The following is a 14990-nucleotide window of genomic DNA, read 5'->3' as shown; positions in this document are numbered from 1 at the left end:
GCAAGCGCTTACATATCTGCTTTCCTTAGAGGTCGGATAAGACTAAGCTTATTGGAAAAAGTGAATTGCGGGTTTGAGAATGTCGAAACTGGGGGCGGCCCCTACGCTGGATGATGTGGCTAAGATGGCAGGTGTTTCGACGGCAACTGTCTCACGCTGCCTCAACACCCCTGACCGCGTCGTCAAGGCAACGCGTGAACGTGTCCAATCGGCCGTTGATGCCCTAGGCTACACGCCGAACTTTGCCGCACGGGTGATGGCCGCCAAGCGCACCTTCACCATTGGTGCGATCATTCCGACAATGGAAAACGCGATTTTCGCGCGGGGAGTGCAAGCCTTTCAGGAAGAGCTACACCAGCACGGATATACCCTTTTGGTGTCAAGCTCGGCCTACAAACCAGACATCGAAGAAGAGCAGATCAGGACGCTGGCGGCGCGGGGCGCGGATGGGCTTTTACTGATTGGCCATGACCGCGACCCAAAGATTTATGAGTTTTTGGAGCGTCGAAAAATCCCCACTTTGGTGGCGTGGTCTTTTGCGCCTGATGCGCCGATTCCCTCGATCGGCTTCGACAACCGCGCGGCGATGAACGCGTTGGCAAGCCGTGTGATTGCAATGGGCCATACTCAAATCGGGGTAATTTCCGGCATCAGCGCGGGCAATGATCGCGCGCGCCTGCGGATCGAAGGTGTGAAGGACGCCGCGCGGCAAAACGGATTGCACACTGAGAATCTGACAATCATCGAAACCCCTTACGAGATTGAAAACGGCGCTGCCGCCTTTTCCAAGTTGATGGGCCAGGCCACGCGCCCGACGGCGATCCTTTGCGGCAACGACGTTTTGGCGGTCGGCGCGCTGCGGCGGGCTCAGGATATCGGGCTACAGGTGCCCAGGGATGTCTCAATCACCGGTTTTGACGACATCGAACTGGCTCGCATTGTAAGCCCGGCCCTGACGACCGTGCATGTCCCGCATCGCGAGATGGGTCGCAAGGCCGCCTTGCAACTGGTCGAGATGGTCGAAAAACAGATCACTGGCCAAGGCGAACAACTCGCAACCGGTATCATCGACGGTCAGTCGCTTGGACCGCCGGACGGTATTTAAGCGGCCTCGGCTTCCATCGTTCTGAATTCGTTTTTCAGCCAGATATGTTTTTTGCACATCGGCTCGGTAAAGTGTTGCCGTATCAGCTTTTCCAAAACCTTTTGGATCAAAGCCGATGTCGTTTCGGGATAGACCTCGGTGGTGAACAAAGACACGGTCCGCACAAAGTTCCGTCCAGGAAACGGCATCGCTTTGACGCTGTCGTGAAACCGCTGCGCGCGGTGGAAACACGCAGCAGTGGTGATTGCCCATCCTGCGCCCTCGGCCACCAGTCCAATGATCGACTGGTTGCATTCCAACTCGAACCGGTTTGGCAGATTGTACTTGCTACGGGTCAACTGAATTTCGATCTGTTTACCGATCATATAGTCCCGCGAGTACCTCAACAGCGGAAGGTTCGCATCCGGCTCAAAGAGCTCTTCGGGCTGGCCTTCAAAGCTGTTTGGCAGGATGACGATAAACGGATCGCGCATCAGCGGGTATTCAATCAACCCTTCTGTGCGCTCTGACGGGCGCGTGGCGACACCTGCGTCCAGCTTATGTTCTTGAAGTTTGGCGATAATCTCATGGCTGGGTCGGGTGTAGTGGCGAAAATTGCAGCGCGGCAGAGCCTGGGCCAGAAACCGAAACAGATCGGGTGCGATCTGGTTATCGAAATCGTCGATCAGGGCCAGCCTCAAATCCGTCGCGTGACGCCAGTTGCCTGTACGGATTTCGGCCTCACCCCGTTTCAGTACCGTCAGGCCATCTCGGACATAGCGCGCGAAGACCTCTCCGGCCGGGGTCAGCCCCATCGGACGGCGACCATGGTCTACCAGTTCAATGCCAAGCGCACGCTCAAGACTGCGCAGGTGGTTTGAGACCGTACTGATGGACAGTCCCGTTTCCGACGCGACCTGTTGGATCGACCCTGACTTGGCGATCAGTTGAAACACTTCCAGCCAACGCAGGCTTAGAGATTTTGACACGGCAACCGTCCGTTGTTTCGATTACATCGAAACAAGCCAAGCAGAGAAATGCAGGTTCGGCAATGGTGATGTTGTTAAAACGGCCCTGATCTAAGACCGGACCCGGTCAAGATTTGGGTCGTAGGGCGAGGCCGGGACGACGGTGGCCACCACAAGCTCACCACAGCGGTCCAACACCATTTCGCTGCCGATTTCGGCCAGTTCCGGTTCGACAAAGGCATGCGCCAGATTAAGGCCGGTTCGATGCCCCCACTCGCCGGACGTAACCGTACCAACAACCCGATCGCCCTGCATGAGCGACGCTCCGGGATGCGCAGGACCTTGTGTAGTGTGCACCTGCAAGGCAACCAGCTTTTTGCGCGGGCCTTCCGCTTGGCGCGCCTCCAACGCTGTGCGCCCGATAAAGTCACCCTTGTCGCGTTTCACGAACCGGTCCAAGCCGGTTTCAAAAGGGTCAAACTCGGTAATCAAATCGGATTTCCAATGCAGGAAGCTTTTCTCCATACGCATCGAGTCGACGGCGCGTGCGCCGAATAGCTTCATGCCCAAGGGCTCTCCGGCCTGACGTAACGCCAAATATGCAGCGTAAAGCGACGCGTTAGGCACGTGGATTTCATAGGCCAGTTCGCCCGAGAAACTAACACCCATAACGGTGGCCGGAGCAATCCCCACAAAGCATTCGCAAACGCTGAGCCATGGGAATGCCTCGGCCGACCAGTCGCCGCGCGCGCAGGCGGACAGGACATCCCGCGCCTTGGGGCCAGCAAGGATCAGGATGGTCTGATCGTTGGTCAGACTGCGCAGGTGAACGTCTTCGTCAGGCCGCAAATGGCTGGTCAGCCAGTCCATATCGTGAAACTCACTGGCCGCGGCTGAGCCGTACCAGATACGCACAGGTCCCCGGTCACTGGCGGGTAAATTGGCCACCGTCGCCTCGGCCTTGACCATACCGTGATGGTTCAGCAAATAGCCCAGCCCCACGCGCCCATCGCGGCGGGTGACCGCGCCGCAGAACATCCGATCCAGAAAAGCGTGACGGTCCGCACCCGTGATCTCGATCCGGTTGAAACCGTTCACCTCGGCCAACCCCACATTGGTCTGCACATTGGCAACCTCAGCGGCCACCAAATCAAAGGTTTCGTCAAAATCGAAACTGTGAGTGGGTGCGAAATCGGACGATGGCTTGATGTAATCCACCCTCTCCCACCCGTTGACGACCGTGAACTCGGCCCCCTCCGTCGCCAAAACCGGGGTCAGAGGGGTCGTCTTGGCGCGTCGCCCTGCAGGGCGGTGTTCGTGCGGGAAGTGAAAGCGGAACTCGTTCTGATAATCCTCGATAGCCTTCAGCGCCGTCAGTTCGACATTCGCGTGCCCTGTGAACCGACGCGGATCAAGGCACCACGTGTCATAGCACGCCTCACCATGCACGATCTGCTGCGCCAGCAGCCAGCCGTGCCCGCCGCCCTCACCCAGACCGGCGCGCAGGCCGATGATACAGAACGCATTGCGCTTGCCCGGGATCGGCCCGACCAGAGGCGCGCCGTCAATCGTATAGGTGATCGGGCCATTGACCACCGTATGCACCCCTGCCTCCATCAGCGCGGGCATCCGGGCAAAAGCGCCCTCCAGCACATCCGTCACGCGGTCCAGATCATCGGGACACAGCGCATTGACAAAGTTCGGGTCGATCCCGTCCATACCCCATGTCTTGCAGTCCTGTTCATAGAACCCCAGCAGCAGCCCGTTCTTTTCCTGACGGCAATAATAGTCACTGATCGGGCAGCGCAGCAGAGGCATCCTGTGGCCCGCATCCCGGATCGCCGGAATCTCTTCGGTCAGGAAATACTGATGCTCCATCGAGGCGACCGGGTGATGCACCCCCATCATCGCGCCCACCTCATTCACACGGTACCCGCCCGCGTTGACGACAATATCGCAGTCGATATCACCATGCTCGGTCTGTACGGTCCATGTGTCATCGGCGTGTTGCTCCAGCCCGATGACCGGCGTGTTGCGATACACCTCAGCGCCCGCCTTGCGCGCCCGCCGCGCCAGTGCCTGACACAGTTGCGCGGGGTCGATATCCCCATCCATCGGGTCCCACAGCCCACCGATCAGGTTCTCGGTCGAGATCAGGGGATGGCGGCGCGCGCATTCTTGGGCGTCTATCACCTCGAACTGCACATCCATCCCGCGCGCCATGGACGCAAAATGGCGATAGCCCTGCATCTGCGCCTCGGTATTGGCCAGCCGGATACCGCCGTCGCCGTGGTGGTAGTTGATCGGATAGTCCGGGTCCTCGGCCAGTTCCTTGTACAGCCGGATCGAGTGCGATTTCAGCCCGACCATCGTCTGGTTCATCCCGAAATTCGTCACCTGCGCCGCCGAATGCCACGTGGTGCCCGAGGTCAGCTCGTTCCGCTCGACCAGAACCACATCGCTCCACCCCTCCTGCGTCAGGTGATAGAGGGTCGAGCAGCCCGCAATCCCGCCTCCGATAACAACGACCTTGGTCCGAGATTTCATGGGCGCGGCTCCTGCTTTGTTCCGCCTAAGTCTTGCGGAACAATGCCTGCGCGCGACAAGCCGCCGGGCGTTTGTATTGAAAAATCGAAACCGCGATTGCGGATTCTGATAATTACACTTGGGCTTTGCGTGGGGCGCAAACCCGCGCTTAGGGTTCCAGTGAAGCGCCACGAAAGGAACCGGATGAGTTCGGGTAGTAAACGAAGCGGCAGACGCGCCCGGCACGCGCAACGCGCGGCGGCCCCCGTGATTGATCCCTGCCCGCCCGGTCAGGTCGGCGGGGCCTTCAAGCCCCTAACCAAACCCGAGATCGCGCAGATTTACGACACCGCCCTGAGCCTGTTGGAAACGCTGGGGATGGGCGAGGTGCCGGACCGATTGGCCCGCGACCTGCGCGCGGTAGGGGCGCAACCCGGACCTGACGACCGATTACTGTTCCCCCGCGCCATGGTCGAACAGGCCATTCAATCCGCGCCCAAAGAGTTCACCTTTCACGGCCGCGATCCCGCACGCTCAATCGAGGTGGGCGGCGACCGCGTGTTCTTTGGCACCGGCGGCGCAGCGGTTCAGACGCTGGATATCGACACGGGGCTCTATCGTCCCTCAACCCTGACCGATCTGCATGACTTCACCCGGTTGCAGGACACGCTGGCCAATGTCAGCTGGTTCACCCGCTGTTGCGTGGCGACCGACGTACCGGACAATTTCGATCTGGACGTCAACACCGCCTACGCGCTGGTCCGCAACACCACCAAGCCGATTGCCACCTCTTTCACACTGGCCGAACATGTCGCGCCCATCGTCGAGATGCTGGATATCGTGGCGGGCGGCCCCGGCGCATTTGCCGCGCGCCCGTTTCTGAAGGCGCATATCAGTCCGGTCATCTCGCCCCTGCGCTATGGCGAGGATGCGGTGGATGTGGTCTATGAATGCATCGCCCACAATATTCCCATGTCCTGCATCACCGCAGCCCAAGCGGGCGCGACGGCCCCGGCGACTCTGGCCGGGTTTCTGGCGCAATCGCTGGCCGAGACACTAGCCAGCCTTGTGATGGTCAACACGATCAAACCGGGCTTTCCGATGGTGTTTTCCAACTGGCCCTTCATCGTGGACTTGCGCACCGGGTCTTTTGCGGGCGGCAGTGGTGAGACTGCGATCCTGAACGCGGCCTCGGCGCAGATTTCCAACTGGTTGGGGCTGCCCTCGGGTGTGGCGGCCTCGATGACCGATGCCAAGGCGATTGACGCGCAATACGGGGCTGAAAAGGGCATCACCTCACTGGCGGCGGCGCTGGCGGGCGGGAACCTGATCTATGAAAGCTCGGGCATGACCGCATCGCTGCTGGGGGCCAGTTTCGAGGGCTTTGTGTTGGACAATGAAATGCACGCCCACACCTACCGCGCCCTGCGCGGGATCGAAGTGAGTGAGGAAAACCTCGGGTTCGAAGCGATCTGCCAGTCGGTTCTGGGCGACGGGCATTTTCTGGGCAGCGCCCATACCTATGACGCGATGGAGCGCGACTATTACTACCCCGAGCTTGCCGACCGGACCGAGCCGCGCACCTGGGCGGATGAAGGCGCAACCGACGCATGGACCACCGCCCGCGCCCGCGCGAAAGAGATATTGGCGACGCACCATCCCCAATATCTGACCGCCGAACAGGATGCGGAAATCCGCGCCCGGTTTCACATCCTTGATTGACCTTCCCCAAGCGCCCCCCGGCAGCTAGGGTCAGCGGGACTTGCGACGAATGAGGCCCCGATGACCGATCCCTTCTTTCAGCCCGTCTCAGCCATGGAACTGGCGCGGTTTGCGGGTGTTCCCACCTTTATGCGCCTGCCCGGTATGACGCTGGATCACGCGCGGATTACCGAGGTTGATATCGGGCTGGTCGGCATCCCATGGGACGGCGGCACCACGAACCGCCCCGGCGCGCGCCACGGGCCGCGTCAGTTACGGGATTACTCGACCATGATCCGCGCGATGAACCCTGTGACCGGGGTTGCGCCATTTGCGATGATGAACTGCGCCGATCTGGGCGACGTGGCCCCGAACCCGGTGGATATCGACGATACGCTGAACCGCGTGACCTCGTTCTACACCGACCTGACCGCGCGTGACATCACCCCCCTGACCGCCGGAGGGGATCACCTGACCACCCTGCCCGTTCTGCGCGCGCTAGCCAAATCCGGCCCGCTGGGACTGATCCAGTTCGACAGCCACACCGATCTGTTTGACAGCTATTTCGGTGGGCATAAATTCACCCACGGCACCCCCTTCCGCCGCGCGGTCGAGGAAGGCTTGGTCGATCCCAAACGCTTTGTTCAGGTGGGCATTCGCGGCACCGCATATAACACCGAGGATATCGAATGGGGCGAGGCGCAGGGCATCCGCATCATCCGCATCGAGGAACTGTTTGACCGGGGCATCAACGATGTCATGGCCGAGGTGCGCGGTATTGTCGGCGACGCGCCGACCTATTGCACCTATGATATCGACTTCGTGGACCCCACCTATGCCCCCGGCACCGGCACGCCCGAAATCGGCGGCCCGAACAGTTTTCAGGCGCAGCAGGTGATCCGCCAGATGGCCGGAGTGAACCTTGTCGGGGCCGATCTGGTCGAGGTCTCACCCCCCTTCGACGCCTCGGGCGGCACCGCGTGGCTGGGGATTTCACTAATGTTCGAGCTGCTCTGCGTGCTGGCGCAGGCTGTGGCCGCGCAGCGCTAACTGACGTTTTCGGCGATCATCGAGATCATCTCGAACATCACTGCGGCTGCCGTCAGCGCGGTGATATTGTTAGGGCTGTCCTTGGTGGGCATCATGCAGACGACGTCTCCGCCCACGATATTCAGCCCGCGCGCGGCGCGCAAAATCCCCACGGCTTCGTCAATGTCGAAGCCCTTCTCGCCGGGTTCCAGATTGGACACCGCGGGCGCGACGGTCGGGTCGAGGCAATCCAGATCGAAGGTGATATAGACCGGACGGTCGCCCAACACTTCACGCGTCTGCGCCACCACGTCCTCCAGCCCGCGCTGGCGGAATTCGCGCATTGTAACGATGTTGTAGCCATAGTCGTAAGACGGTTGCAGCCAGTCCAGACTGCGCGGATGTCCCCGCAGACCGATTTGCATGGATCGCGTCGGATCAACCTGCCCCTGATCGGCCAGATACGCGCCCCAATGGGCCGCCGATTTCTTTGCGCCCAGAAAGTGATCAACCTTGGTAAATACATCCGTATGCGCATCCAGATGCAGGAAGCTGATCGGCTCGCCCTTGGCCAGTTGACCACGTCCCAGCGCCTGCACAATGCCGCCGGTGATCGAGTGATCGCCGCCCACCGACACGGGCCGCGCGCCTGCCGCGTCGATGTCCCTGTAAAAAGCCGTGATACGCTCGATGCAGTCCTCGTTGTCATTGGCGCGCAAAAAGGGCACGTCTCCCACATCTGCGATCTTGGCGCTGCTCCACGGGTCGATCTCAAACACAGAATGGACGCGCCGTTGCACGGCCGAGACATGGCGCAACGCGCGCGGGCCCAGATGCTGATCCCGCTCGGTCGTGCCGTTGCCGGTGGAATGCGGCACGCCGACCAGGGCGATGTCCTGCCCCTCGGGGCCTACATTCGGGCAGCGGAACAGCGTCGGTACGCCCCACCAATACAGGTTATCCATCATCGACTGTTCATAGCGGTCGGTCATCTGCATCCCCTTCAAGAAAACGCCCCCGGCTGGCGGGGGCGCATAAGTTCAGATTTTCTCGTCTTCTCGCCGGAAGGCCCCCTGCACGATCCGGTCGATGACCATGGCACAGAACAGGATGGCAAAGCCGCCCAACAGACCCGGACCCTTGGCCGCATATTGCAACGCCTCAAGGATTTCCTTGCCCAGACCGCCGCCGCCGATCAGCGAGATGATCACCACCATCGACAGACACATCAGAATGGTCTGGTTTACCCCGGTCATGATCGAAGGCAGAGCGAGCGGGATCTCGACATCCTTCAGCAACTGCCATTTCGAGGCACCAAAGGCGACCGCAGCCTCTTTGATGCTTTCCGGTACACCGCGCATCCCCAGTGCCGTCAGGCGGATCACCGGCGGCATCCCGAAGATGATCGTGGCCAGAATGCCGGGCGGGTTGCCGGTGCCAAAGAAGGCGATGATCGGGATCAGGTAGACGAAGGCAGGTAGCGTCTGCATCAAATCCAGCACCGGCTCTGCCGCACGATAGGCGCGCGCCGACTTGCCAAACCAGATGCCCAGAGGGATACCGAAGACCACGCACAGCAGCACAGCAGCCCCCACCAGCGCAACCGTCTCCATCGCCACATCCCAGTACCCAAGAAGCGCGATATAGGCCAGCGACGCGGCGGTAAAGATCGCAACGCGTGGACCTGCCGCACGCCATGCCGTAACGCAGATGACCAGCATAACAACGGGCCACGGGGACCCGATCAACGCAATCGTCAACGCATCCAGAACCGACCGAACGCCAGCCACGATGCCGTCAAAGACGTCCCCACCCGCCGCTGCAGCGGCGTCAATCTTGGCTTCCATCCAACTGGCGAGGGCGGAAAACAGCGTTCCGTTGCCTTCACCAAGAAAGATTGCAGAAACCTCTTGTTCCGGGAAGGCATCCAGCAAAGGCAGCGACGCGTTGACCGTGAACTTGTACACGATCAAGGGCCCGATCGCCGCGATGAGGACAGCGCCCAGCACGGTGTTCCTTCGGGACTGTCCGCTTTCCGTACTGTCTGGATCAATCCGCCAGTTCGAGTATTGCTTTTCGTAAACCCGATCTGCGTAGAAACCCTGCACCAGTTTGAAAACCAGCAACATCAACAAACCCGTGATCAGGATCCCTGCCGCTTCGGATTGCGCGGCAGCGGCCCTTTCTAGGCTGGTATCTGCCGCTTTCTGGATGTTTTCGGCCAGCTTGGTAAAGCGGTCGATATCCGCCTTTTCCGTCGCATCCGCCGCACGTGCCATCAACTCGGCCGCCCGTTCCTGTTGGCGCGCGGCCCTCTCCGCAAAGTCAGCGCCGGGATTGCCCCATGCACCTCGACCGATTTGAACCCACGCGATGATCTCAAGGATCAGGAAGGTCCAGAACATCCCCCAGATCGCGCGTGAGGCCGACCAGAACGGCCCCAGCACTGCCGCCCACAGGTTGAACGTATTGGGTACGGGGCTGGTCGCGTCATGGATTTTGTGAAACGCATTGACGTAATAGTCGCCGTTTGGTCCGGCGAATTCCTTGATCGAACGGTCCAGCGCCTCGCGGTCGACTTCGATGTCAGAGGCGGCTGTAACTTTCAGCTCTGTGGTTGCGTCAGTCATTTTTGCCCCCCTGAATACCACGCAGCAGGCGCGGCTTGGTCACGATCCCCACATCATTGCCTGCGTCCGTTATGACCACCGGCATCTCGGTATTCACCGCAAGGTCGATCAACTGGTCCAGATCCGCGCCCTCATCCGCGCGCGGCGCGCCGTCGAGTGACCCGGAATAGCTGCCCATCGGCTCCATGATCGAGTGCGCCTTGACGAGTTTGAGTTTTGAGATGCCCTGCACAAATTCACGCACGTAATCGTCGGCGGGGTTCATGACGATGTCTTCGGGCGTGCCGATCTGAACAATCACACCGTCTTTCATGATCGCGATGCGATGTCCGATCCGGATCGCCTCGTCCAGGTCGTGCGTAATGAACAAGGTCGTCTTCTTGAGCTGCGCAACCAGCGCCTTGAACTGATCCTGAAGTTGCAACCGGATCAGTGGGTCAAGCGCCGAGAAGGGCTCGTCCATCAACAGGATTTCCGGGTCCGAGGCCAATGCGCGGGCGATGCCAACGCGCTGCTGCATTCCGCCGGAAAGCTCTTTGGGCAGGCGATCTTCGTAACCGGTCAGGTTCACGAGGCTGAGCGCATGGTCGGATACCGCCCACCGCTTGGATTTCGGCACCTTTCGGATTTCCAGGGGATACGCCACGTTGTCGCGCACCGAACGGTGCGGCATCAGCGCCATGTGTTGAAAAACCATCCCGATCTGCTGCGCCCGGATGCGGCGTAGTTCGGACTCGGATATCTTTGAGACATCCCGCCCCAGAATTTCGATCTTGCCCGCGGTCGGCTCAATCAGGCGATTGATATGACGCACCAGCGTCGACTTGCCCGACCCCGACAGGCCCATGATACAGAAAATCTCGCCACGCGGTACTTCAAAGGTTGCGCCCTGTACGCCGACAACGCAGTTGAAACGCTCCAGAACTTCAGGTTTTCCTATGCCTTCGCTGCGCACGGCGGCCATGGCCTCTTCTGCCCGTGCGCCGAAGATTTTCCAGACATTTTCCAGTTTTACGACAGGTTCGTCCATTTACCCCTCATGTGCAGGGCTTTGCCCCGGCAAATAAGAAAAGGGCCGCCGCGAACTGTCGCGACGGCCCTCCGATATTGGATGTTAGTTGGTGAGCCAACCGATGACTGTGTCTTCGTTATCCGCCACCCACTGCCGGGCGAAATCCGCCGCTTCGACATTGTCGACAGCCAGCGCCTTGCCCATCGCGCTCAGGTCGTCACCCTGCATCTGGTAGTTGCGGAACAGGGCGGCCACTTCTGGATAGTTTTCCTCCAGCTCCTTGGCGTAATGCAGATGGAGCGTCGCGCCATTCCACGCCGAAGATGCCTCGGACTTGGCCAGCCAATCCGGGTCATCGGTGGGCTGAACGATGGTCCACGTAGCCGGATCATGCGCGGGCTCTTCCAGAACTGTCAGATCCTGCGTCACAAAGATGTAGTGCGGGCTGTAGCAGAACCCGATCCACGGATCACCCGCCTTGGTCGCATTGGCGAGATTGGCGTAGGCAATCGTCTCTTCATACTCGGTCAGATCGAAAACCTGGTCATAGCCGTAAGACTTGGCCCGGATCTTCTCGACCACGGTCGAGGCCCAGCCGGGCGCGCCGATCCAGACCTCAGGTGTGCCGTTACCGTCCGTGTCAAAGATCGCTATTTTGTCGGGATCGCTCAGATCATCAATAGATTTGATGTCGTGCTGTTCGGCGATATAGGTCGGAACACACATACCCTGTTCGGCCTGCACAGGGTTTTCGTTCATAATGACTGTGCCGTTATCCTTGACGTATGTGTCATGCAGGTTTTGCTGGTTCGGCATCCAAACCTCGGGATGGACATGCATCGACCCGCTGTCCATAGCCTCAAAAACGATTGGGTTGGTGCCGTTCTGCAATTCCACATCAAGGCCGAGGTTTTCCTCGATTACGACTTCCAGGATATGCGCGGTGGCATTTACCGATGCCCAGTTCGGCACGCCGATCACGATATCCGCAGCAATGGCGGGACCGGCTGCGACAACTGTCGCGCTTCCCAATAGCGTGGCTAGTTTCTTCATCAGGTATCTCCATGTTGGGCGTTCACGGTGCTGTTTTCTGTCCGACCTCGGTCGGCGTCGCACTTGGCAAACAGGATCAAAAAGCAATGGCTTTCCGGTTTTTTTAACCAGCGGCTCGCGGTGCCGGATTGGTAAGAAAACTCAAGCACGCAAGCGCGCCACCCATCAAGAGTTACCTAAGCCAAAACCGTGTATGCGAAATTATCATAGATTAGTTTCGGTTTATTGCGATCTGGTTGGCTCGGGATCGGTGACAGTCTGCGGCAGAGTTTCGCTCCACTGGCGCAAGTCTTCCAAAATTCCCAATGCGGTCTGCCCAAGTGTCGTCACCGAATATTCTACGGAAACAGGTGATGTTTTCAACACGTCCCGTCGCACCAGACCTTGGGCTTCCAGTTGCCGAAGCCGCTCGGCAATCATCTTTTTGCTCGCCGCACCGATCATTCGCGAAAGGTCGTTGAACCGCACCGGACCATCTTTGAGGTGCCACAGGATGGACCCCGTCCACTTGCCACCAATGATCCGCATACCACGTTCAATAGCACAGGGTTCTGCGCAGGCGTCTGAGACCCGTTTTTGGCCTTTCGCATCTTCCTGGATACTTGACTGCATCTTGCATTCTCCGTCCGGCCCTAGGTTACGAAAAGTATACTGGTTGCATTTCGTAACTTAAACCCCAATTTCATGCTACGGCCAACAAATACCACGTGGCTGGAACCGCAATCAGGATAGAGATATGAGCAAAATCCTTATCGTAAACGGCACCCAGCCGTATGACTTCGCCCCCGGAAAATTGAATGCCAGCCTGACCCGGCAGGCAGCAGACACATTAACGCGCTTGGGCCACGATGTCCGCGTCACGACAATCTCTGACGGCTATGATGCCAATTCCGAGGTAGATGCCCATGTTTGGGCTGACGTGGTTATCATGCAGTACCCGGTGAACTGGATGGGCGTTCCCTGGTCCTTCAAGAAATACATCGACGAGGTTTATACAGCCGGTATGGATGGTCGCCTTATGATAGGGGACGGTCGGACATCCGAAGCCCCCAAAGCCAATTACGGAATGGGTGGCCGGTTGACCGGAAAGAAATACATGCTGTCTGTCACGTTCAACGCGCCAGAAGAAGCATTTGGCGACCCGTCAGAGCCCTTTTTCTCGGGCGACAGTGTCGATGATCTGTTGAAACCCATGCACCTGAACGCAAAGTTCCTGGGAATGGAGCCTCTGCCGACATTTGCAGCTTTCGATGTTATGAAAAACCCCACAATCGAGGCAGATTTCTTACGGTTTGAAGCCCATCTGGACCGTTTATTCGCAGAGGTAGACCATGTCGCAGCCTGACATTCATCTTTACACCGCCGGAACGATGAACGGATACAAACCCGTTATTTTTCTGGAGGAAGCTGGCGTTCCCTACGATCTGACGCATATCAACTTCTCAAAACAGGAACAAAAGACCAACGAGTATCTGGCGCTGAATCCCAATGGAAAGATTCCCACGATCTTCGACCGATCCGAGGGACGCGCCATCTTTGAAAGCGGCGCGATCCTGTGGCACTTGGCCGAGAAATACGGAAAGTTCCTGCCAGCCGATCCGGTCAAACGGTCCGAGGTCATGCAGTGGGTGTTCTTTCAGGTGGGTCATATTGGTCCAATGATGGGCCAAGCCATGTATTTCCAGCATATCGCGGCACCGAACGGCCACGAAGAACCCTTTTCGATCCGCCGCTATGTCGACGAAAGCCGCCGCTTGCTTGAAGTCATGAACACCCGGCTGGAAGGGCGCGACTGGATCGCCGCGGACGAATATACAATCGCCGATATGATGCTGTACCCGTGGGCGCGCGCCTATGTCTGGGCCCGGGTCGAGGTCGATGGCTTGCCGCATCTGAATGCCTGGTTCGACCGGATCGACGCACGCCCCGCTGTTCAAAAGGCGCTGACAATCCCCAAGGCAAACCCGCAGTTCTGGGACGCGGCTGCTGATGCTTCGGCTTTTGCCAAAGAAAACGCCGCGCGCTTTGCCGGTGATATGAAGGCAGACTCCGACTAGGTGCAGTGCGACAGAATAAACTCGGTCGTCGCACTGGTCAGAGCAGGAAAGCGAGACCTGTCGCTGACGTACAAATAGACCTGCCGCTGTTCCGGCAGGTCATCGATCAGGCGAAACGCCGTTGCCTCGGGAATGAAATCGGCGACGGTTTGCGGTAGCACCGTTACCCATCCCCCAGTTCGGACCATAGTGATCAAGGAATGCGTGTTGTGAATGGTGATATCCGCCTGTCCGATCACCTCGTGCAAACGCGGTGATTGGATCAAGTCACAAAGCGCGTTCCGAATGAAAGGCACCGATAGGATATCGTCGATCACCAAAGGGTTTGCTCGTGTCATCAACGGGTGGTCCACGGCAGAGACAAGGCCAAACCTGTCTTCAAACAGCGGCAGAGCCGTCACACCATTCAACACATGATACCCCGAAGCAATGCCGATATCTGCCTTTCCTTCGGTCAGCGCATCCAGCACTTGCGCGGTATCCGTATCCCGCAGCTCGACCTTCACGCCCGGATAGCTCTGCGTCATGTGCTGCAACACTTTGGGGAACACGATTGCCGCCACCGAAGGCACGGATACGATGCGCAACAATCCGTGTTCAGCGTTCACAGCGGTTTCTATATCCAGAACCGTCTGATCGAACTGACGCACCTGTTTCAAACTCAATTCGAACACCTGCTTGCCCAATGGGGACAGGCGGTTCTTGCGCTCACCTTCGAAAAGCTTTTTGCCAAGGTGGTCTTCAAACTGTTTCAGCGTCATTGAAACAGCAGACTGGGTTCTGCCCAGCCGGTCGGCGGCTTCCATAAGGTTGCCGGTTTGCGCCACGGTGCAAAAGCACCGCAATGTCTCAATCTTGATCGCCATACTTCAGATTTTCTGAATTTTATTTAATTTATTTGAGTTTGACTGATGCGACAAGACCCCCGCA

13 protein-coding genes are annotated in these 14990 nt (G+C 58.8%); 5 read left to right on the top strand and 8 right to left on the bottom strand.

Annotated elements, in window-relative coordinates; genetic code table 11:
• Positions 1–79: 79 nt before the first annotated feature.
• Complete coding sequence (locus ACR0MS_RS17250) at positions 80–1105, top strand: LacI family DNA-binding transcriptional regulator (protein ID WP_480576526.1); 1026 nt, start codon at positions 80–82, stop codon at positions 1103–1105.
• Here ACR0MS_RS17250 and ACR0MS_RS17245 read toward each other — a convergent pair.
• Entirely contained in the window at positions 1102–2073 is a 972-nt protein-coding gene (locus ACR0MS_RS17245; RefSeq protein ID WP_480576529.1) for a LysR family transcriptional regulator, read from the bottom strand. The two genes, ACR0MS_RS17250 and ACR0MS_RS17245, sit on opposite strands and share 4 nt — an antisense overlap.
• Positions 2074–2163: 90 nt before the next feature.
• Complete coding sequence (locus ACR0MS_RS17240) at positions 2164–4599, bottom strand: GcvT family protein (protein ID WP_480576532.1); 2436 nt, start codon at positions 4597–4599, stop codon at positions 2164–2166.
• Between the two features lie 183 nt (positions 4600–4782).
• On the opposite strand from ACR0MS_RS17240, the gene ACR0MS_RS17235 reads away from it, so the two are divergent.
• On the top strand, positions 4783–6300 hold the full coding sequence (locus tag ACR0MS_RS17235) for a trimethylamine methyltransferase family protein (RefSeq protein ID WP_480576535.1): 1518 nt from the start codon (positions 4783–4785) through the stop codon (positions 6298–6300).
• A 60-nt stretch (positions 6301–6360) separates the two neighbouring features.
• On the top strand, positions 6361–7329 hold the full coding sequence (locus ACR0MS_RS17230) for an agmatinase (RefSeq protein ID WP_480576538.1): 969 nt from the start codon (positions 6361–6363) through the stop codon (positions 7327–7329).
• Here ACR0MS_RS17230 and ACR0MS_RS17225 read toward each other — a convergent pair.
• From ACR0MS_RS17225 to ACR0MS_RS17205, 5 genes are all read right to left on the bottom strand, one after another.
• Positions 7326–8300, bottom strand: coding sequence for an arginase family protein (locus ACR0MS_RS17225; RefSeq protein ID WP_480576541.1), 975 nt, complete (start codon positions 8298–8300; stop codon positions 7326–7328). The genes ACR0MS_RS17230 and ACR0MS_RS17225 overlap by 4 nt on opposite strands.
• Before the next feature lie 48 nt (positions 8301–8348).
• Complete coding sequence (locus ACR0MS_RS17220; RefSeq protein ID WP_480576544.1) at positions 8349–9938, bottom strand: ABC transporter permease; 1590 nt, start codon at positions 9936–9938, stop codon at positions 8349–8351.
• The gene (locus ACR0MS_RS17215) at positions 9931–10968 is read right to left on the bottom strand and encodes a glycine betaine/L-proline ABC transporter ATP-binding protein (RefSeq protein ID WP_170385692.1); all 1038 of its coding nucleotides are present in this window, start codon (positions 10966–10968) and stop codon (positions 9931–9933) included. The genes ACR0MS_RS17220 and ACR0MS_RS17215 overlap by 8 nt, the downstream gene beginning before the upstream one ends.
• Before the next feature lie 84 nt (positions 10969–11052).
• A complete protein-coding gene (locus ACR0MS_RS17210) occupies positions 11053–12003 on the bottom strand; it encodes an ABC transporter substrate-binding protein (protein WP_480576547.1) in 951 nt (316 codons plus the stop codon).
• Positions 12004–12225: 222 nt separating this feature from the next.
• Complete coding sequence (locus tag ACR0MS_RS17205; RefSeq protein WP_480576550.1) at positions 12226–12615, bottom strand: winged helix-turn-helix transcriptional regulator; 390 nt, start codon at positions 12613–12615, stop codon at positions 12226–12228.
• Positions 12616–12739: 124 nt separating this feature from the next.
• On the opposite strand from ACR0MS_RS17205, the gene ACR0MS_RS17200 reads away from it, so the two are divergent.
• On the top strand, positions 12740–13348 hold the full coding sequence (locus ACR0MS_RS17200) for an NAD(P)H-dependent oxidoreductase (protein ID WP_480576553.1): 609 nt from the start codon (positions 12740–12742) through the stop codon (positions 13346–13348).
• Entirely contained in the window at positions 13335–14060 is a 726-nt protein-coding gene (locus ACR0MS_RS17195) for a glutathione S-transferase family protein (RefSeq protein ID WP_480576556.1), read from the top strand. Before ACR0MS_RS17200 ends, ACR0MS_RS17195 begins: the two co-directional genes overlap by 14 nt.
• Here ACR0MS_RS17195 and ACR0MS_RS17190 read toward each other — a convergent pair.
• On the bottom strand, positions 14057–14926 hold the full coding sequence (locus ACR0MS_RS17190) for a LysR family transcriptional regulator (protein ID WP_480576559.1): 870 nt from the start codon (positions 14924–14926) through the stop codon (positions 14057–14059). The genes ACR0MS_RS17195 and ACR0MS_RS17190 overlap by 4 nt on opposite strands.
• Positions 14927–14990: the final 64 nt, after the last annotated feature.

The organism is Ruegeria sp. CJ2, from assembly GCF_056536745.1.
This window is presented reverse-complemented; position numbering and strand designations above follow the sequence as displayed.

Excerpts from the sequence above, each read along its gene's own strand:
- ACR0MS_RS17240 (WP_480576532.1), bottom strand. The coding sequence starts at position 4,599 with ATGAAATCTCGGACCAAGGTCGTTGTTATCGGAGGCGGGATTGCGGGC.
- ACR0MS_RS17250 (WP_480576526.1), top strand. The coding sequence starts at position 80 with ATGTCGAAACTGGGGGCGGCCCCTACGCTGGATGATGTGGCTAAGATG.
- ACR0MS_RS17225 (WP_480576541.1), bottom strand. The coding sequence starts at position 8,300 with ATGACCGACCGCTATGAACAGTCGATGATGGATAACCTGTATTGGTGG.
- ACR0MS_RS17200 (WP_480576553.1), top strand. The coding sequence starts at position 12,740 with ATGAGCAAAATCCTTATCGTAAACGGCACCCAGCCGTATGACTTCGCC.
- ACR0MS_RS17230 (WP_480576538.1), top strand. The coding sequence starts at position 6,361 with ATGACCGATCCCTTCTTTCAGCCCGTCTCAGCCATGGAACTGGCGCGG.
- ACR0MS_RS17190 (WP_480576559.1), bottom strand. The coding sequence starts at position 14,926 with ATGGCGATCAAGATTGAGACATTGCGGTGCTTTTGCACCGTGGCGCAA.
- ACR0MS_RS17205 (WP_480576550.1), bottom strand. The coding sequence starts at position 12,615 with ATGCAGTCAAGTATCCAGGAAGATGCGAAAGGCCAAAAACGGGTCTCA.
- ACR0MS_RS17220 (WP_480576544.1), bottom strand. The coding sequence starts at position 9,938 with ATGACTGACGCAACCACAGAGCTGAAAGTTACAGCCGCCTCTGACATC.
- ACR0MS_RS17210 (WP_480576547.1), bottom strand. The coding sequence starts at position 12,003 with ATGAAGAAACTAGCCACGCTATTGGGAAGCGCGACAGTTGTCGCAGCC.
- ACR0MS_RS17215 (WP_170385692.1), bottom strand. The coding sequence starts at position 10,968 with ATGGACGAACCTGTCGTAAAACTGGAAAATGTCTGGAAAATCTTCGGC.
- ACR0MS_RS17195 (WP_480576556.1), top strand. The coding sequence starts at position 13,335 with ATGTCGCAGCCTGACATTCATCTTTACACCGCCGGAACGATGAACGGA.
- ACR0MS_RS17235 (WP_480576535.1), top strand. The coding sequence starts at position 4,783 with ATGAGTTCGGGTAGTAAACGAAGCGGCAGACGCGCCCGGCACGCGCAA.